At 58.2% G+C, this 17,906-nt stretch carries 18 protein-coding genes; all 18 read left to right on the top strand.

Features of this window, described 5'->3' with window-relative positions:
• Positions 1-43: 43 nt before the first annotated feature.
• The 18 genes from ACGHUK_RS06705 (at position 44) to ACGHUK_RS06620 (ending at position 17,904) form a co-directional block, all read left to right on the top strand.
• Positions 44-340, top strand: a complete 297-nt coding sequence (locus ACGHUK_RS06705) for a hypothetical protein (protein WP_390575642.1) — start codon at positions 44-46, stop codon at positions 338-340.
• A complete protein-coding gene (locus tag ACGHUK_RS06700) occupies positions 337-1,830 on the top strand; it encodes a hypothetical protein (RefSeq protein WP_390575639.1) in 1,494 nt (497 codons plus the stop codon). The genes ACGHUK_RS06705 and ACGHUK_RS06700 overlap by 4 nt, the downstream gene beginning before the upstream one ends.
• The gene (locus ACGHUK_RS06695) at positions 1,821-3,149 is read left to right on the top strand and encodes an AAA family ATPase (protein ID WP_390575636.1); all 1,329 of its coding nucleotides are present in this window, start codon (positions 1,821-1,823) and stop codon (positions 3,147-3,149) included. The genes ACGHUK_RS06700 and ACGHUK_RS06695 overlap by 10 nt, the downstream gene beginning before the upstream one ends.
• Positions 3,150-4,235, top strand: coding sequence for an AAA family ATPase (locus ACGHUK_RS06690; RefSeq protein ID WP_390508583.1), 1,086 nt, complete (start codon positions 3,150-3,152; stop codon positions 4,233-4,235).
• A 72-nt stretch (positions 4,236-4,307) separates the two neighbouring features.
• On the top strand, positions 4,308-4,796 hold the full coding sequence (locus ACGHUK_RS06685; protein ID WP_390575633.1) for a DUF669 domain-containing protein: 489 nt from the start codon (positions 4,308-4,310) through the stop codon (positions 4,794-4,796).
• Complete coding sequence (locus ACGHUK_RS06680; RefSeq protein WP_390575630.1) at positions 4,797-6,437, top strand: DEAD/DEAH box helicase; 1,641 nt, start codon at positions 4,797-4,799, stop codon at positions 6,435-6,437.
• A gap of 5 nt (positions 6,438-6,442) precedes the next feature.
• The gene (locus tag ACGHUK_RS06675) at positions 6,443-8,677 is read left to right on the top strand and encodes an AAA family ATPase (RefSeq protein ID WP_390508574.1); all 2,235 of its coding nucleotides are present in this window, start codon (positions 6,443-6,445) and stop codon (positions 8,675-8,677) included.
• A 273-nt stretch (positions 8,678-8,950) separates the two neighbouring features.
• Positions 8,951-9,361 carry a RusA family crossover junction endodeoxyribonuclease gene (locus tag ACGHUK_RS06670; RefSeq protein WP_390575628.1) on the top strand — a complete coding sequence of 137 codons (411 nt, stop codon included), beginning with the start codon at positions 8,951-8,953 and terminating at the stop codon, positions 9,359-9,361.
• On the top strand, positions 9,361-9,780 hold the full coding sequence (locus ACGHUK_RS06665) for a hypothetical protein (protein ID WP_390575625.1): 420 nt from the start codon (positions 9,361-9,363) through the stop codon (positions 9,778-9,780). Before ACGHUK_RS06670 ends, ACGHUK_RS06665 begins: the two co-directional genes overlap by 1 nt.
• Before the next feature lie 235 nt (positions 9,781-10,015).
• Positions 10,016-10,543 carry a terminase small subunit gene (locus tag ACGHUK_RS06660; RefSeq protein WP_390575623.1) on the top strand — a complete coding sequence of 176 codons (528 nt, stop codon included), beginning with the start codon at positions 10,016-10,018 and terminating at the stop codon, positions 10,541-10,543.
• On the top strand, positions 10,540-11,808 hold the full coding sequence (locus ACGHUK_RS06655) for a phage terminase large subunit (RefSeq protein WP_390575620.1): 1,269 nt from the start codon (positions 10,540-10,542) through the stop codon (positions 11,806-11,808). Before ACGHUK_RS06660 ends, ACGHUK_RS06655 begins: the two co-directional genes overlap by 4 nt.
• Before the next feature lie 366 nt (positions 11,809-12,174).
• Complete coding sequence (locus tag ACGHUK_RS06650) at positions 12,175-12,396, top strand: hypothetical protein (RefSeq protein WP_390575619.1); 222 nt, start codon at positions 12,175-12,177, stop codon at positions 12,394-12,396.
• Positions 12,396-13,253 carry a hypothetical protein gene (locus ACGHUK_RS06645; RefSeq protein ID WP_390575617.1) on the top strand — a complete coding sequence of 286 codons (858 nt, stop codon included), beginning with the start codon at positions 12,396-12,398 and terminating at the stop codon, positions 13,251-13,253. The genes ACGHUK_RS06650 and ACGHUK_RS06645 overlap by 1 nt, the downstream gene beginning before the upstream one ends.
• A 61-nt stretch (positions 13,254-13,314) precedes the next feature.
• Positions 13,315-15,042 (top strand): DUF1073 domain-containing protein, encoded by a 1,728-nt coding sequence (locus ACGHUK_RS06640; protein WP_390575615.1) that lies wholly within the window; start codon positions 13,315-13,317, stop codon positions 15,040-15,042.
• A complete protein-coding gene (locus tag ACGHUK_RS06635) occupies positions 15,039-15,302 on the top strand; it encodes a hypothetical protein (RefSeq protein ID WP_338428498.1) in 264 nt (87 codons plus the stop codon). The genes ACGHUK_RS06640 and ACGHUK_RS06635 overlap by 4 nt, the downstream gene beginning before the upstream one ends.
• A 3-nt stretch (positions 15,303-15,305) precedes the next feature.
• Entirely contained in the window at positions 15,306-15,638 is a 333-nt protein-coding gene (locus ACGHUK_RS06630; RefSeq protein ID WP_390575612.1) for a YjcQ family protein, read from the top strand.
• Positions 15,639-15,704: 66 nt separating this feature from the next.
• Entirely contained in the window at positions 15,705-16,853 is a 1,149-nt protein-coding gene (locus ACGHUK_RS06625) for a phage minor capsid protein (protein ID WP_390575610.1), read from the top strand.
• A 61-nt stretch (positions 16,854-16,914) separates the two neighbouring features.
• Complete coding sequence (locus ACGHUK_RS06620; protein WP_338428501.1) at positions 16,915-17,904, top strand: DUF2213 domain-containing protein; 990 nt, start codon at positions 16,915-16,917, stop codon at positions 17,902-17,904.
• The last annotated feature ends 2 nt before the right edge of the window (positions 17,905-17,906 follow it).

The following is a 17,906-nucleotide window of genomic DNA, read 5'->3' as shown; positions in this document are numbered from 1 at the left end:
GACTTCATCACCCCGATGATATCACAAAATCGGAGGTTTTACAATGAAAGGAATTTTGATCGAACCGGGCAAAGAGCCCGTGGTCACCACCCTGCCGGACACGCTGCAGGGCATCGAAGCACTGCTGCGGTGCCCCTGTGAGCAGAAAGTCCTGCCACGCACCCCGGCAGTGCTGGTGTACGGCATCATGGGCAGAGACCTGAACCGTATCTATCGCGGTCAGCATATCTACGGCCCTATCCTCTGCTATGGCTGGAAGGGCAACAACATCCAGCCCATGAGCAAGGATGTGCAGACCGAGATGCTGGACCGCCTCAAGGACACGGAGGTGCGGGTATGACGGACTACACCATCAGTTCCAAGCTTTCCAACGAGACGGTTTATGCCTATTACCGTGGCCGGTTCTGGCGCTGGGACGGCAGCATTTGGAAAGAAAGCCACCTCATGACGCAGAAATTCGAGCGGGCCAAGGCAGCAGACAAGAAGCTGATTCCGCAGGCGTTCCTGACCAACGGCGCGGAGTTCGCCCCGCTGGACGAGTACGAAATTGATAGCGCAATGCTGGATGCGTTGGAAAACGCAAAGCCCTGCAGGAACGCGCCCATTGAACCGGTGGAAGAACACCCTGCCCCATCCGCGCAGTGTTCGGATGCTGCCACTGCTGCGGGAAGCCAAACTGCGGCATCCCCGGCAGCACCGGAGGGGTCAAGCCCTACGACGGAGAAGGCAGATGCTGTCAGCGGCTCCGATGCTCCGGGCAATGCAACCGGAAAGAACGCTGCGCCATCCGCTGGCTCCGGCAGCTCTTTGAGCAATCCCGCCGCGCCTACCTTTGACTTTTCCGCTCTGGGCGACCTGTCCGAACAGGCCGTGGAGACCGATCAGCAGTTCGACCTGCACTACGGCACCGCACAGGATGAATACCTCATTTCCTGCATCTACGTTGCCAAAATGCACGCCCTGACGGCCAAGGCTGGCCGCTATGGCGGCGGTACATGGACAAAATGGTATGAGAGCAAGGGCATGAGTGAGGGCAGCGCCCGGACAATGACCCAGAACGGAGATGCTTTTAAATCCGCAACAGTTGCGGATTTAAAATTACTGCCGTCCATCTCCCGCAAGGACCTGAACCTGATCGCCCGCTCCGGCTGTGCTGAACAGCTCACCGCAGCCGCCGGAGACAGCCAGCGGGTGCAGGAGCTTTTAGCCCAGCTCAAGGCCAAAGAGTACAAACTGAACGAAACGCAAGCCAGATTGAAGAGCGCCTGCATTCAGGAGCAGGAGTCGCGGGACGCAATGAATACCGCCAATGCTCAGCTGGAAGCCGCAAATGCCGACATTAAAGGTCTGACAGAGCAGAACGATCAGCTCAGAAGTCGGTTGGACGCCGCCGAGGCCCGGGAAGAGGAAGCATGGAAGATGCAGAGCAAGGCCGAAGCCCGGGCCAAGAACGCCGAGGACCAGCTTTCCGGCTCCCGGCAGGTGGCCGAAGCGGCAAAGCTCCGGGCGGATAAGCTGCAGGAAGAAAATGCGGCCCTGAAAAAACAGCCCATCGCTGCCGTGGTGGATGAGGAAGAGGTAGACCGGCGGGCAGGCGAAAAAGCTTACGAGATTGCGGCCGGAATGACTGCGGACTATAAGGCACAGCAGGAACAGGATGCCCGCGATGCCTACGACAGCATCATTCTGGCCGGGCGCTCCATTACCAGCATCGTTCAGTCCGCCAAAATGCAGTTCCGCAAACTGCCGGACGACCAGCGTGAGACCGCAATCAACCAGTTCGTTCACACACTCGCATCCGCTCAAGGGGAGGTATCCGCATGTCTGTAAAGATCATGGCCTTAGAGGCCGAAAACGTCAAACGCATCAAGGCCGTTGCACTCACGCCGTCGCCCACCGGGCTCACCCTCGTGGGCGGCAACAACAATCAGGGCAAGACCAGCGTTCTGGATGCTCTGGCATGGGCACTGGGCGGCGACCGTTTCCGCCCGGACGCTGCCCAGCGGGACGGCGCAGTGGCTCCGGCGCATCTGAAGGTCAAGCTTTCCAACGGTGTGGTGGTGGAACGCAAGGGCAAAAATGCCAGTCTGACCGTCACTGACCCCACCGGGCGGCGCAGCGGGCAGCAGTTGCTGAACGCCTTTGTGGAGCCGCTGGCGCTGGACTTGCCCCGCTTCATGGAAGCCACCGACAAGGAAAAGGCGGACATCCTGCTCCGGATCATCGGCATCGGCACCGAGCTGCACACCCGTGACATGGAGATCAAGGCCCTGTACGACAAGCGCACCTTCACCGGCCAGCTGGCCGCACAGAAAAAGCACTTTGCCGAGGAGCTGATCTCCTACCCGGATGCACCGGAAAAGCCGGTCAGCGCGTCCGACCTCATCCGCCAGCAGCAGGAAATTCTGGCCCGCAACGGCGAGAACCAGCGTCTGCGGGCACAGTACACAGAGCTTGAGCGTCAGGAGCAGCAGTGTGTGGCCGAACTGAAACGCACCCGTGAACGCATTGCCGAGCTGGAACAACAGTATCAGGAGCTCGACGCCAAGCACACCCGCCTGTTCAATCAGCGGAAAACCGCTCAAAAGACCGTCGCCCAGCTTCAGGACGAATCCACTGCCGAACTGGAAGCATCCATCCGGGATATTGAGGAGATCAACCGCAAAGTCCGCGCCAACCTCGAAAAATCCCGCGCCGAGGACGAGGCTGCCCAGTATGACAGTGAATATAAGCGCCTGACTGAAGCCATCACGCAGAAGCGTGCCGACCGTATGGCCCTGCTGAACGGTGCCGACCTGCCCCTGCCGGGCCTTGGCGTAGAGGACGGTGCCCTTACTTATAAAGGCAAGCACTGGCGGGATATGTCCGGCAGCGACCAGCTGCGGGTGGCCGCTGCCATCGTCCGCCGCCTGAACCCGGACTGCGGTTTCGTGCTGCTGGACAAGCTGGAACAGATGGACATGACCACCCTGCAGGAGTTTTCCGCATGGCTGGAAGCAGAACACCTGCAGGCCATTGCCACCCGCGTTTCCACCGGCAGTGAATGCCAGATCATCATTGAGGACGGCATGGTGAAGGATGCCGAACCCACCCTGCCGCCCGTCACCGAAAAGCCCCAGCAGAAAAGCTGGACGAAAGGAGCGTTCTAAATGAGCAAATATGCAGTTACCACCGGCATCCAGACCGCGCCGGTCAAAACCGTGCTGTACGGCCCGGAGGGCATCGGCAAATCCACCTTTGCATCCCATTTTCCGGATCCTGTTTTCATCGACACCGAGGGCGGCACCAAGCGGCTGAACGTCAAGCGCCTGCCCCAACCCACCAGCTGGGCCATGCTGCTGGATGAGGTGGCCGAGGTACGCAAGGGCAGTGTCCCCTGCGGCACGCTGGTCATTGATACCGCCGACTGGGCTGAACGCCTGTGCATTCAGGCCGTGTGTGCCAAAGCCAAGGTGAACGGCATCGAAGATTTCGGCTACGGCAAGGGCTACACCTATGTTAAGGAAGAGTTCGGCAAGCTGCTGGACGCGCTGGAAGAGGTGCTGCAGGCCGGGCACAACGTGGTGGTGCTGGCCCATGCCGCTATTACCAAATTTGAGCAGCCGGATGCTGTGGGCAACTACGACCGCTGGAGCATGAAAACTTCCAAACAGGTGGCCCCGCTGCTGCGCGAGTGGTGCGATATGCTGCTGTTCGCCAACTACAAGACCGTTGTGGAAAAGGTGGGCGACGGCAAGAACGCCAAGAGCAAGGCCAGCGGCGGCAGGCGTGTACTGTACACCGCGCATCACCCCTGCTGGGATGCCAAAAACCGCTTTGACCTGCCGGAGGAAGTACCCTTTGACTATGCCAGCATTGCCGCCTGCATCCCCGGCGCTATGTCTGCACAGGCACCGAAACCGGAACCGCAGCCGCGTTCCCAGCCGGAAGCCGACATCCTGCCCAGCCCGCAGCAGGAAGCAAAGCCGGTGGCTCAGCCGCAGCCCGCACCGCTGCAGGAAAGCTCCGAGAAAAATGTTCTGCTCAGTCTGGGCGTGCCCGAAAAGCTGGCCGCTCTGATGAGCGCCAACAAGGTCAGCTGTGAAGAGCTGCAGGGCGTTGTGGGCAAACGGGGCTATTTCCCGGAGGATATGCCCATCAAGGACTACCCCGCTGACTTTGTGGAGGGCTGTCTGATCGCCGCATGGCCGCAGGTGTTCCAGATGGTGCTGGATAACCGTGATATCCCGTTTTAACAGGCTCCCTCACGGAGGGAGCTGGCACGTGTAAGCGTGACTGAAGGAGTTTTATAATAAAGGAGATATATTATGAACGACATGAACACCACCGACCGCGCCCTGGGCTGGGACGACGAATTTACCAACGAACAGCAGGAGTTCGTGCTCCTGCCCGAGGGCGATTATGCCTTTGAAGTCACCGGCATGGAGCGTGCCCGCTTTGAGGGCAGCGCAAAGCTCCCGCCCTGCTCCATGGCAAAGCTGACCCTGAAGATCTTCGGCGGGGCCAAGGGTGATACCACCGTGACCCACCGCCTGTACCTGCACACCAAGACCCAGGGCCTGCTGGGCGCTTTCTTCGAGAGCATCGGCCAGTGCAAGCGCGGCGAGACCTTCCGCCCCCGCTGGAACGAGGTCGTGGGTGCCAAAGGCATCTGCAAGCTGGGTATCCACGAGTACACCAAGCAGAGCGGCCCTCATGCAGGCGAGACCGGCCAGAGCAACGAAGTGCAGCGCTTCCTGCCGCCGCCCGAACCCAAAGCTGCACCCACTCAGGGCTGGACACAGGGGGCGTTCTAAATGGCCGAGACACAAACCCTGCGCCCCTACCAGCAGCAGGCCCGTGAACGCATCCACGCCGAGTGGGAGAACGGCCACACCCGCACCCTGTTGGTGCTGCCTACCGGCACCGGCAAGACCATTGTGTTTGCATCGGTAGCTGCCGATCAGGTGCGCGCCGGTGACCGGGTGCTCATTCTGGCGCATCGCGGTGAGCTGCTGGAGCAGGCAGCGGACAAGCTGCAGCGCTCCACCGGCCTTGTCAGCGCGGTGGAAAAGGCAGATGCCACCTGTCTGAATACATGGTTCCGTGTGGTGGTGGGCAGCGTGCAGACCTTGCAGCGCACCGCCCGGCTGGAACGCTTTTCTCATGATTACTTTGGCACTATCATCATTGACGAGGCCCACCACGCCATCACCGACGGATACCGCCGCATCCTCGACTACTTCGGCAGCGCCAAGGTGCTGGGCGTGACCGCCACGCCGGATCGCGGCGACATGCGCAATCTGGGCGAGGTGTTCGACAGCCTTGCCTTTGAGTATAAGCTGACCGATGCCATCAAAGAGGGCTATCTGTGCCGCATCATGGCCCAGACCATTCCGCTGAAGCTGGACATTTCTTCTGTCACCATGAGCGGCGGGGACTACGCCGTGGGAGACCTCGGCACTGCGCTTGACCCCTATCTGGAACAGATTGCCGCCGAGATGGCCCAGCGCTGCAAAGGCCGTAAAACGGTGGTGTTCCTGCCCCTCATCAAGACCAGCCAGAAGTTCCGCGACCTGCTGAACTCCCATGGATTCCGTGCCGCCGAGGTCAACGGCCAGAGCACCGACCGCAAGGAAGTGCTGGCGGATTTCGATGCAGGCAAATACAACGTGCTGTGCAACTCCATGCTGCTCACCGAGGGCTGGGACTGCCCGTCTGTTGACTGCGTGGTGGTGCTGCGGCCCACCAAGGTACGCAGCCTGTACAGCCAGATGGTAGGGCGCGGCACCCGGCTCTCCCCGGGCAAGAGCGATCTGCTTTTGCTGGATTTTTTGTGGATGACCGACAAGCACGAGCTGTGCCGCCCGGCTGATCTGGTTTGTGAGGACCGCGCCGTGGCCCGGCAGATGACCGAAAATCTGGCCCAGACCGGATGCCCGGAGGACATCGAGAAAGCAGCCGTGCAGGCCAGCGAGGACGTGGTGGCCCAGCGGGAAGAAGCACTTGCAAAACAGCTGGAAGAACAGCGCCGCAAAAAAGCCCGTCTCGTGGACCCGCTGCAGTACGAGATGAGTATTCAGGCCGAGGACCTTGCCGGATATGTGCCGGCCTTTGGCTGGGAAGCAGGCCCGCCCAGCGCTGAACAGACTGCTGCTCTTGAGAAAATGGGCATCCTGCCGGACGCTGTAGAATCTGCTGGTAAGGCTTCCCTGCTGCTGGACCGGTTGAACAAACGCCGCGCTGAAGGCTTGACCACACCCAAGCAGATCCGCGTGCTGGAACGTTACGGTTTCCAGAGCGTGGGCACGTGGAGCTTCGATGCAGCCAAACACATGATCGACCGCATTGCGGTGCAGGGCTGGCGCGGTGTGCCCAAGGGCGTGAATCCCAGAACCTATATCCCGCCTGCGGAACCGCCCGCTGCGCCGGACAGTCCTTTTAACTTTGGATGGTAACGCGAATGGAACATGAAAATGAACTCAAGGAAGCATTGGACTTCGTATCCCCGTCCGCCCTGACCTATGACGAATGGCTCATGGTGGGCATGGCCCTGAAGGATTCCGGCCTGCCCGTCACCGTCTGGGAACAGTGGAGCGCCCGGGACGGGGGCCGTTACCACAAGGGCGAGTGCGCCAAAAAGTGGGAGAGCTTCCACGGCAGCACAAAGCCTGTCACCGAGAGCAGCATTTTTCAGCTGGCCTATTCCCACGGTTGGAGCGGCCCGGCGGGCCATGCGCTGGACTGGGGCGACGAGCTCTCTGTCGGGCCCGGTGCCCAGGCCGAGGGCCGCGTGGTAGATCCCCGGTGGGTGGAAGCCCACGAGCTGGATCTGCCCGCAGAGTGGCACCCGGCAGAGCAGATCAAGCGGTATCTGCAGGCACTTTTTGAGCCGGAGGAATACGTTGCCTACGTCACCGAGAGCTACCGGAAGGAAGACGGGCGCTTTGCCCCCAACGGCTGCTCCTGTCAGCTGACCGCCGGGCAGCTCATCATGGAGCTGGATCATTACGGCGATGATATCGGTGCTGCCCTTGGCGACTACAACCCCGAAGCCGGTGCGTGGATCTGCTTCAACCCCATGGACGGCGGAGGCCGCCGCAACGAGAACGTGACCGACTTCCGCTACGCCCTCGTGGAGTGCGACAACATGGAGCTGGGCAAGCAGCAGGCCATCATCCGGCAGCTGGAACTGCCCTGTGCCGCGCTGGTCTACTCCGGCGGCAAGAGCGTCCACGCCATCGTCAGGGTGGATGCTCCGGACTATGCCGAGTACCGCAGGCGGGTGGATTATCTCTACGCCGCCTGCCAGAAAAACGGCCTGACCATCGACCAACAGAACCGCAACCCTTCCCGCCTTTCCCGGATGCCCGGCATCCTGCGCGGTGACAAACGGCAGACCCTGCTGGAGACCAACATCGGGAAATCCTGCTGGGATGAGTGGCGGAACTGGCTGGAAGCGGAGACCGACGAGCTGCCCGAGACCGAGAGTCTGGCCGACGACTGGGAGAGCCTGCCCCCGCTGGCCGATGCCCTCATCACCGGGGTGCTGCGCAAGGGTCATAAGATGCTGCTGGCAGGCCCCAGCAAGGCGGGCAAGAGCTTTGCCCTCATCGAGCTGTGCATCGCCATCGCCGAAGGCAGGCCGTGGCTGGGCCGGTTCTCCTGCGCACAGGGCAAGGTACTGTACATCAATCTGGAGCTGGACCGGGCCTCCTGCCTGCACCGCTTCAAGGACGTGTACACCGCCCTCGATCTGCCCCCGCAGAACCTGCGGAACATCGACATCTGGAATCTGCGCGGCGCGTCCGTGCCCATGGACAAGCTGGCCCCAAAGCTCATCCGCCGGGCCCAGAAAAAAGGCTACACCGCCGTGATCCTCGACCCCATTTATAAGGTCATCACCGGCGACGAGAACTCTGCCGACCAGATGGCAAAGTTCTGCAACCAGTTCGACCTTGTCTGCCGTGCGCTGGACTGCGCTGTGATCTACTGCCACCACCACTCAAAAGGTGCCCAGGGCGGCAAGCGCAGCATGGACCGCGCATCCGGCTCCGGCGTGTTCGCCCGCGACCCGGATGCCATGCTGGACATGACCGAGCTCACCCCCACCGATGCCATCCGGGAGCAGCTGCATAACAAAGCCGCCTGCCGCGTGATCAAGGCCATGCTGGACAAGCGCGGCCATGCCGATGCCTACGGCCCGGACGATGCCCTGAGCCGCAGCCGGATGCTGACCATTGCCAAAGAACACCTTGGCATGGCCGACCTGCGGGCCATCGATGCCGAAGTGGCCGCCGCTCAGAAGCAGGCCGACAGCATGACCGCATGGCGCATCGAGGGCACCCTGCGCGAGTTCGCCCGCTTCGACCCGGTGAACCTCTGGTTCGACTACCCCGTGCACAAGCCGGACACCGGCCTGCTGGAGGACCTGCAGCCGGACAGCGATTTCAAAACGCTGGGTAGCCGCGGTGCCGCCAAGCGCTGGGGCGATAAAGGCAAGGTGACCAAGGACAAAAAGGCCGAGCTGGATACTGCCTTTGAAGCCTGCATGATGGACGGCGAAGTTACCGTCTATGCGCTGGCTGAATACATGGATCTGAAGCCCCGCACCATCAAGACGCGGCTGAAAGATGACGGACGCTTCTGGATCGATGGCGAGAAAGTGGGCCGCAAGGAGCCTGGCAGCGCAGGTTAAACAATCCGTAATAAGTCCGATTACAATTTGTTGTGAAAATGCAGAAATAGCCGCTATTTTGCACGACACGAAAAACTGCAATTTTGCAGTTATAGCCGCTATGACTGCAGATTTTGCAGTGCAAAATAGCCTATATATAATAGCTAAAACTGCAACTGCAATTGTGATGGGGTCTCCCGAAGGATGGGGCGACCACAGCCCCCATCCATTCGGGGAACCCTCCCCATCACGTTGGCGCTAAAACCTAAAAAAAAGAAAAACGAGGTGAACCCCATGTACATGCAATTCTTTCTCCCCATGCAGCCGCCCACCACCACCCACAACGCAAAGCAGCTGCACGTCTACATGAAGGGCGGGCAGCCGCACGCGGTGCTCCACGACAGCCCGGAACTGAAACAAACCCGTGCCAAGCTCCACGCCCATCTGGCACCCCACGCGCCGGAAAAGCCCATCCCCGCAGGCCGTCCGGTGCGTCTGCTGGTCAAGTGGTGCTTCCCTGCCGAGGGCCGCAAAAACGGCAGCTGGCGCACCGCAAAGCCGGACACCGACAATCTGGAAAAGGCCCTCAAGGACGAAATGACCCGCCTGCACTTCTGGGCCGATGACGCGCAGGTGTGCAGCGAGATCGTGGAGAAATTCTGGTCGGACCCCTGCGGCGTGTTCGTCCGGGTGGAGGAACTGTAATGACCTACGAAGAGAAAAAGGCATGGCTCTGGCGGTACCGGACAGCCAAGCGGTTCGAGCTGCTCAAACTGGACGAACTGGCCACGCTGCAGACCGATGCCACCCACACCACCCAGCGCTTTTCCCCCGTGCCGGGCGGCAACGGCGACGGACAGGCTCTGCCCCGCAGTGTGGAACGCATCGACGAGGCCCGCCGGGCCGCTGAGGCGCAGTCTGCCGTGTGCGACGCCATCCGGGCCGAGATCATGGAGGTGTTCCGCCAGCTGGACGATGAGGTGGATTTCATGATCCTGTTCCGGCGGTATGTCCTGCTGGAGGACTGGCCGGACATCGCGGTCATCGTCCGCATTTCCCGCAGCCAGATGTTCCAGCGCCACAGCGCGGCCATAAAAAGACTGGATATCAAAAGTCCGGACTGAACCGGAGCGAACCGGACTTGATAATACTGTCAACCCCTGCTAAAATTTAAAATGCCGAAGCCCGCAGGAAAGACTTACTCCCTTCATTCCTGCGGGCTTTGTGCTGCCCGGCTGACGCAGAGGATCACCTTTACCGACCAACAGCCTGAATGTACCAGCCGGGTTTCTTTGTTATATCCTGCCGTTCGGATCTTCCGGGCGGCTTTTTGATTTTACGGCAAGAGAGGTGGTGAGGATGACCGACAAGCAGGATCGTTTCTGTGAAGAATATATGATCGACCTGAACGCCACTCAAGCGGCCATCCGCGCCGGATACAGCCCCAAAACCGCAAGAGAACAGGCACCCCGGCTGTTAGCAAATGTTAGCATTCAAAATCGCATTGCCCAGCTGCAGGCTGAGCAGAGCCGCCGGACCGGCGTATCTGCTGATCGTGTCGTTCGAGAGCTTGCCAAGATTGCATTTGCCAACGCCAGCGACCTGATCGACCCGGAGACTGCTTCTGTCAAACTGGATGCCTCCCGGGATGATCTGGCCGCAATCCAGTCCATCAAGGTCAAGAGCTTTGGCGAGGACGGTTTGGAACACGAGGTCAAACTTGCAGATAAGCTCCGAGCACTTGACCTGTTGGGCAAGCATCTGGGCATGTACAAAGACGCATCCGAAAAAGAAAATGCCGCTGCTCAAAATAACGACATGCAGACCCTTGCTGATCTGCTGCAGCACCCTGTGCCAGACCGTGACATCAAGGACTTTGAGACATGAACATACCTGCACCTTTTTCACAAAACCAGATGCGTTTCTTCTGGAACTGCTTCGACCACTGGTTCAATGTGGCTGAGGGCGGCAAACGCGGCGGCAAGAACGTGCTTATTACTATGGCCTACTGCACCATTCTGGAAAAGCATCCCAGCAGAATACACCTCATTGCGGGCGTATCCACTGCGACGGCCCGGCTGAACATTCTGGACTGTGACGGTTTTGGCCTGAAAAACTATTTTGAGGGCCGATGCCGTGAGGGCACCTACCAGAACCGCGACTGCCTGTACATTCAGACGGCCACCGGCGAAAAGGTGGTGCTGGTATCCGGCGGTGGCAAAGCCGGTGATGAAAAGCTCATCAAGGGCAACACCTACGGTACCGCATACATCACCGAGGTGAACGAGTGCAGCGAAGCATTCATTCAGGAAGTGTTCGACCGTACCCTGTCCAGCCCGGACAGAAAAGTGTTTCACGACCTGAACCCCAAGGCTGAGGGTCACTGGTACTACAAGACCATTCTGGACTTCCACGAAGCGAAGCAGCGTGAGAACCCCGACTATGGCCTGAACTACGGCCACTTCACCATCGCGGACAACATGAGCATTTCAGACGACCGTCTGCGGGCCGTGCTGGCCACCTATGACCGCAAGAGTATCTGGTATGCCCGCGACATTCTGGGCCAGCGCAGAGCCGCCGAGGGCCTGATCTACGATATGTTTGACCGTGGGCGAAATGTGTTCAAGCTTGGTGAAGAGCCGATTGGCTTGCGTTCTGTTGCAGTCCGGTGGATTGGCGTAGATTATGGCACCCGTAACGATACTGTTCTGCTCGAAGCGTATGACGACGGAAATATATTGTGGATTACCAGAGAATACCGCTGGACAAGTCGCAGAGAGCGAAAGCAGAAAACCGACGAAGAATATGCTGATGATTTTATGGCTTTTATGGGCGAGAGTTATTGTGCCACCATCATAGACCCTTCTGCCGCATCTTTTATCGAAGCATTGCGTCGCCGAGGGGTCTATGTCATGGAAGCTGACAATGACGTTTTGAACGGTATCCGCCGGGTATCCACTTTGATGAGCCGATGCCTGCTTAAAATTTGCTCAGACTGCAAAGGAACGATTGATGAACTCGAATCGTATCACTGGGATGATAAAGCCGCACTCGTTGGCATTGAAAAGCCCATAAAGGAAGATGACCACGGTTGCGATGTCGTTCGTTATCTATGTAACACCGCTATTCCCCACTGGCGATATGGAGAATAAAAAGTTCTTGACTTTTGTGTAACCAAAAGTTATAATATTTACGGTGACACAAAAGTGAGGTGATAGAATGTCGCCAAGAACTGGACGACCTACGGCCGAGCCAAAGACCCATGACACGCGAATCCGAATGTCTGATACTGACGTACAGCTGTTAGAATTCTGCTGTAAAGAAACCGGAATGACAAAAGCGGACGTAATCCGTCAGGGCATAAAGCTAGTCTATGAAGGTCTGAAAAAAGAATAACGCCTTGCCCGGCGACTGGAAATCTTGGGCAAAGCGTTATAAGACACCAGAGGTATTGCCATCTGGTAAATCTATTATACCATTTGGCGTTACCTCTTACAAGAGAATAAGAGGTAAAAATCATGAATACGATTCTCTGCACACCAAACGAAGCTGTGAAGTATCGAGTAACTCACGCCCCTCAAGAACTGGCTTGGGCCAAGGATATGGCCGATATGTACTGTGCGCGCCCGTTGAAGAGTGATGCCACCCAGTTTTACACTTTCTTGGCCGACATTTTCATGGCTGGCCGCATCAGCGGAGTGCGCGAAGAACGCGCCCGCCGGAAAGGCGGTGTTCGTTAATGGGAAAATTTATTGACTTAACAGGACAGCGCTTTGGAAAACTTGTTGTTACTGAGCGAGCACCCAATGGAGCAGGTGGAAATGTTCGATGGGTCTGTCATTGTGACTGTGGCACCGAAATCGTTGTGTTTGGCAACTCTCTTAAAACGGGAATCACACAATCGTGTGGTTGTTCACGGTTGATTGATTTGACTGGACAGCGCTTCGGAAAGCTTACTGTTAAAGAGCGTGGTCCCAATAATCGTTTTGGTGCAGCACGTTGGATTTGCCAATGTGATTGTGGCAATACTACAGTTGTCGATGGTAATTCCCTCAGAAGAGGGCTTTCGCGTTCCTGTGGGTGCGCAAAGTTCAAGTATCCTGCTGATTTATCCGGTTATCGATTCGGGCGACTCGTCGTTATTGAAAGAGCCGCCAACGATAGCCATAACAAAGCCCGCTGGCTGTGCAAATGCGACTGTGGGCAAACAAAAATTATTGGACGTCAAGAACTATTGAGTGGCACCACAAAGTCATGCGGCTGTCTCCGTTCAGAAACCACAGCAAAAAGACACGTCAAACATTATGGCCGAAGAGACACCCCGCGTCTCTACCGCATCTGGCACCATATGAAAGAGCGTTGCTACTCTCCATCTTGCAAAGAGTTCAAGTGGTACGGCGCTCGTGGAATCCATATGTGTGAAGTATGGCTCAACGACTTTGCGGCTTTCAGAGACTGGGCTTTAGCAAACGGCTATTCTGATGAACTGAGCATTGACCGAATCGATAACGACGGGAATTATGAACCCACGAACTGCCGATGGGCAACGATGAAAGAACAGTGCTCTAACAGGCGGAATAGTCCCAAATACAAATAACCATACAATCGCATCTTATCGAATGATAGGGTGCGATTTTCATTTGATTGGAGGTTTGAGCATGTCCAGGCGTAACAAGAACCGCCCCGCCGGGGGCACACAACCGAATACCCTGACACTGGATGCTTTCTCCAACCCGCTGTTCCGGCTGGGCTATGGCAGCCAGAGCCCGCTGGAAGCCACCAGCTACCCGCTCACCCGAATGACCGGCAACTATGCGCTGCTCAACAGCCTCTACCGTGAAAACTGGGTCGTGCAGAATGTTGTTGGCCTGATGGTGGACGATATGCTGCGGGAATGGTACGAACTCAAGGACGCTGCGCCCGATCAGCTGAAAGCTCTGCATCGTGCTGAGCAGCGCGCCGGTCTGCGCAGATGTATTTCCACCGGCCTGAAATGGGGTCGCCTGTATGGCGGTGCCGCCGGGCTGATCCTGATCGCCGGGCAGACCGACCTTTCCCAACCGCTGGACCCCGACAGCATCCAGCCCGGCAGTTTCCGGGGCCTGTACATCCTTGACCGCTGGCAGGGTATCTCACCGGAACCGGGCCTGACCTTTGAGGGTGGCGAGGTGGTGCCTGCGTTCTATTCCATCAACGATGCCGCCGGGCATATCGTCACCCGGGTGCATCACTCCCGCGTCGTCCGGTTCATTGGCAGAGAACTGCCGGAACTGGAACGGCAGGCGGAGCTTTACTGGGGCGAATCCGAGGTGGAAGCCCTGTACAAGGATGTTGTGGCCCACGATAATGTTTCGGCCAACATGGCAGCGCTAACCTTTCAGGCCAACATCAACACCATGGAGGTCAAGGGTCTGGAACAGCTGCTTTCCCTTTCCAGCCCGGATGTGCAGCGGCGCTTCTGGAACACCATGCAGGCCCAGAGTGTGCTGCGCTCCAACTTTGGTGTACAGCTGGTGGAACAGGGCAACAAGATCAACAATACACAGTACACCTTCACCGGCCTGCAGGAAGTGTACGAGAGCATGTGCCTGAACCTGTGCGGCGCATCCCACTACCCTATGACGAAGCTGTTCGGACGCTCTCCTGCCGGCATGAACGCCACCGGCGAAAGCGATTTGAAGAACTACTACGACTATGTGGATACCCTGCGGGAAAGCAGACTGCGCCCGGTTCTGGAAAAGCTGCTGCCTGTTCTGGCCCGTTCCGCAGGCATCCAGCTGGAAGATGCAGACCTCAGCTTCCCGCCGCTGTGGACACCAACCGCAAAAGAGACCGCCGACATTGCCAAAATCAAGGCTGACAGCATCGTTAGTGCGTTTCAGTCCGGCTTGCTGGATGTGCCCGCTGCACAGCAGGAGCTGCGCCGCCTGAGCGATGAGACCGGCATGTTCGGCAGTATCACCGATGAAGCCATTGCCGCTAATGCGGGCAAGACTTATCAGGACGTGACCGCCATGCGCGACCCGCTGGCGGGGCTGACAGAAAATCTGACCGGAATGGAGGTTCCTACTGCGGACACCTCGGTATTCGATTTCAACTCCCGCCACGACCCCTCCGACGGACGCTTTACAAGCGGCGGCGGGAGCGGTAAAATAGAGAAAACCAAGTACGCACCGTCTCCGCAGAGGAGCGAGAGCAAAATTCAGCTCAAGCCCAAGACCTATGCAAGGCTCACCGGTGTGTTGAACACGCAGTACCCGGGGCTTCTGGCTGGTGAAAAGGTCATTATTCGGGATGCCAATTATCAGTACCACGTTACTGCAGATGGCTTTGGTGGACTGAGCGTTGAACGGCGCATTCCAATCACGAACAGGAGGAAAAAATGAGCAAGCAGGAATCTGTATGGGTGCAGTATGTTCGTGAGCACTATGAACCTGCCTCTGATGTCGAGATGTCCTATGAGGACGAAAATAATTTGCTTTGGCTTTTGAATGCACCGGCAGGATATCAGGTTGAGGACGAGATGCTTGAGTATGCACAAAAGCACCCGGATGCAAGCATGAAAGAACTTATCGAATACTTCGATGAAGTTGCCCCGGACGGGCTTACTCCGGGCGACGATGGGCTAGACCTTGAGGAGAATTGACCTATGGCCAAGGATGATTACTTTGTTCTTGCATATCGCATTCTTTCATATCTCTACGCCTGCTTCAAAGCTGGCGAACGGCCTGATATGGACTGCATTTCAGCGGATGTTCTTCATATCCCCGTGGGGTACTGGTTCAACATCATGCGCAGCCTGACAGAAGAAGGCTATATTGTAGGGCTTGTTTTCCCTGCGTCGATCGGCTCCGCTGTCAGCGTCAAAGTCATTGACCTTCGCATTACGCAGAAAGGCATTGAGTTTTTGCAGGAAAACAGCATGATGAAAAAGGCCGCTGCTTTCCTCAAAACGATCAAGGAAACAGTGCCCTGCATTTAATTTAACAGTACAAGCGTCAGACGAAAGTCCGGCGCTTTTCTTTTGCCCATTTTCAGGAGGAAGCCTATGCCCACCCTTGCCCGTGCATCCCCTGACCGGGAACTGGAACGGCTCATCCGGCTGTACCTGCGTGCCGAAACAGATATCATCAACGAGATCGGCCGTCTGCGCAGTCAAGGCCTTGTGGATTATCACGCTGTGGCTGCTCTTGAACGGGTGCAGGCCATTCTCCGACAGCTTGAAACGCAGGACTGGGAGTATGTACCGCGCCTTGTGGAAGCGCAGTTCTATGTGCGCCGCCCGGATGCCAGAGCTGTGCCCGGCGAGACGGTAGAAAAGCATCGGGCCGGGTATCTCAATGCTAAGACCCTCACCAGCACCCAGACGGACATTGTGCAGCGGCTGACCATGAACCTCATGGGCCAGCTGACCGATGCCCACAGCACTGTGCTGGCAGGCCTGCAGAGTGCCCTGCTGGGCCGCACGGAACCGGACATTTACCGGCGCGTTGGGCTGGAACAGGTAGCCGAACAGCAGGCTGCAGGGCGTGGCATCAACCAGAGCGTGCCCGCCTTTGTGGACGCTCTGCGCCGGGAAGGCGTGACAGCCTTCACTGACAAAGCAGGCCGGAACTGGAGCCTGCACACCTATGCAACAATGGTCTCCCGCTCCACCTCGCGGCAGGCAGAGATCTTGTCTGTGATAACCGCTGACCCGGAACAGGATCTATACCAGATCAGCGCCCACGGCACCACCTGTGCCCTGTGCGCTCCCTACGAGGGCCGGGTGTACAGCCGCAGCGGAAAAGACCCGGACTTCCCGCCGCTTTCAGACGCCTTCGGCAAGATGGACCCCGCTGGGCCGGATGATCTTTCCAACAGCTGGCTGAACATCCACCCCAACTGCCTGCACAGTCTCCGCCCGTGGACACCGGCAGGACGAACGCCGGAAGAGCTTGAGCGTATCAGGCGCTTTTCCAGCCCCAAGACGAACCCCTACAGCCGCGACCCGCGCACCGAAGCACAGATCAAAGCCTACCGCGACAAAGAACAGGGCCGTGCCAAGTGGCTTGCTCAGTACCGGCAGTGGGAACGCTACCGCACCGCCCTGGGCGACGAGGTACCCAAGACCTTTGCCACCTTCCAGCGGCACAAGCTGGCCGGGGATGAAAAATATCAGGGCTGGGTGAGCGCTTACCGTGACCGCCAAACCTGAAACGAACACGATGCACTCTGCACCGTGTTTTTTTATACCCATTTTTCGGAGGTGATGCCCCTTGATTGCCTATTACGGCAGTAAAATCAGCGAACACATGACCAAGACCCCGGAGGGCTTCCTCATCTGCCATGACGTGCCCATTGCGCGCATCGGCCAGCAGGAATACTTTGCCGGGGAACTGGGCCTTGACGGCGATCCTGACCGCCTTGTGCAGGTGCAGCGCCGCCCTGAAGATGTGTTCGACCCGGCAGCAGTTGCCAGTTTCGAGGGTAAGGATGTAACCCAGAATCATCCTCCTGAACGCCTGATGCCGGAAAATCACGCCCTTTACGCCAAGGGCCACGCAGAGAATGTTCACCGGGAGGGCGATTATCTTGTCGCTGACCTTCACCTGAAGGATCCCGGCCTGATCTCTGATGTGGAAAACGGCGTGACGCGGGAGGTGTCCTGCGGCTACCGGTGCTGCTACACACCGGATGGCACGGGATACCGCCAGACTAATATCCGAGGAAACCATGTTGCGATCGTGCCCAGAGGGCGCGCAGGGCATCTGGTTGCCATTCAGGACAGTGCCGCCGCACCGGCGGAGAAAGGAACTGCAATGAACGAATCCGAAAAGAACCCCGCCGCTGTTGTGACTGCCGCGCCGGAAGCCGCACCCGCATCTGCGCCGGAAGCTGAACCCGCAAAAGACGCACAGCCCCCTGTGGCCGAAACTGCCCCCGCAGAGGACAGTGTCCCGCCTGCACCGGCAGAAAAGCCCGCAGGCAACAGTATTGATGCCAAGCTGGATGCTATCCTGAACGCCGTGACCACGCTGGTAAAGGCGCTGTCGCAGAAGGCACAGGAGCCTGTACAGCCGCCCGCCGACGCTGACCCCGGCAAGGATGACGGCGTGGACGGCCTGCTGGCAGGCATCACCAAGGCCGCACAGGACAGCGCAGCACAGGCTGCCCACCGTTCCGGCCGCACCAGCTACGAAGCAGTCTGTGAAGAATCGCAGGCCGCGTATGACGCATTCAACCCGCACAAGCATAAGGAGGCTTGATC

It is taken from the genome of Faecalibacterium sp. i25-0019-C1, from assembly GCF_042854225.1.
Classification (GTDB): Bacteria; Bacillota; Clostridia; order Oscillospirales; family Ruminococcaceae; genus Faecalibacterium; species Faecalibacterium taiwanense.
This window is presented reverse-complemented; position numbering and strand designations above follow the sequence as displayed.

What these genes read in the sequence shown, in the direction of transcription:
- ACGHUK_RS06695 (WP_390575636.1), top strand. Translation starts at nt 1,821, where the DNA reads ATGTCTGTAAAGATCATGGCCTTAGAGGCCGAAAACGTCAAACGCATC.
- ACGHUK_RS06680 (WP_390575630.1), top strand. Translation starts at nt 4,797, where the DNA reads ATGGCCGAGACACAAACCCTGCGCCCCTACCAGCAGCAGGCCCGTGAA.
- ACGHUK_RS06635 (WP_338428498.1), top strand. Translation starts at nt 15,039, where the DNA reads ATGAGCAAGCAGGAATCTGTATGGGTGCAGTATGTTCGTGAGCACTAT.
- ACGHUK_RS06645 (WP_390575617.1), top strand. Translation starts at nt 12,396, where the DNA reads ATGGGAAAATTTATTGACTTAACAGGACAGCGCTTTGGAAAACTTGTT.
- ACGHUK_RS06640 (WP_390575615.1), top strand. Translation starts at nt 13,315, where the DNA reads ATGTCCAGGCGTAACAAGAACCGCCCCGCCGGGGGCACACAACCGAAT.
- ACGHUK_RS06690 (WP_390508583.1), top strand. Translation starts at nt 3,150, where the DNA reads ATGAGCAAATATGCAGTTACCACCGGCATCCAGACCGCGCCGGTCAAA.
- ACGHUK_RS06675 (WP_390508574.1), top strand. Translation starts at nt 6,443, where the DNA reads ATGGAACATGAAAATGAACTCAAGGAAGCATTGGACTTCGTATCCCCG.
- ACGHUK_RS06665 (WP_390575625.1), top strand. Translation starts at nt 9,361, where the DNA reads ATGACCTACGAAGAGAAAAAGGCATGGCTCTGGCGGTACCGGACAGCC.
- ACGHUK_RS06655 (WP_390575620.1), top strand. Translation starts at nt 10,540, where the DNA reads ATGAACATACCTGCACCTTTTTCACAAAACCAGATGCGTTTCTTCTGG.
- ACGHUK_RS06630 (WP_390575612.1), top strand. Translation starts at nt 15,306, where the DNA reads ATGGCCAAGGATGATTACTTTGTTCTTGCATATCGCATTCTTTCATAT.
- ACGHUK_RS06660 (WP_390575623.1), top strand. Translation starts at nt 10,016, where the DNA reads ATGACCGACAAGCAGGATCGTTTCTGTGAAGAATATATGATCGACCTG.
- ACGHUK_RS06650 (WP_390575619.1), top strand. Translation starts at nt 12,175, where the DNA reads ATGAATACGATTCTCTGCACACCAAACGAAGCTGTGAAGTATCGAGTA.
- ACGHUK_RS06685 (WP_390575633.1), top strand. Translation starts at nt 4,308, where the DNA reads ATGAACGACATGAACACCACCGACCGCGCCCTGGGCTGGGACGACGAA.
- ACGHUK_RS06670 (WP_390575628.1), top strand. Translation starts at nt 8,951, where the DNA reads ATGTACATGCAATTCTTTCTCCCCATGCAGCCGCCCACCACCACCCAC.
- ACGHUK_RS06625 (WP_390575610.1), top strand. Translation starts at nt 15,705, where the DNA reads ATGCCCACCCTTGCCCGTGCATCCCCTGACCGGGAACTGGAACGGCTC.
- ACGHUK_RS06700 (WP_390575639.1), top strand. Translation starts at nt 337, where the DNA reads ATGACGGACTACACCATCAGTTCCAAGCTTTCCAACGAGACGGTTTAT.
- ACGHUK_RS06705 (WP_390575642.1), top strand. Translation starts at nt 44, where the DNA reads ATGAAAGGAATTTTGATCGAACCGGGCAAAGAGCCCGTGGTCACCACC.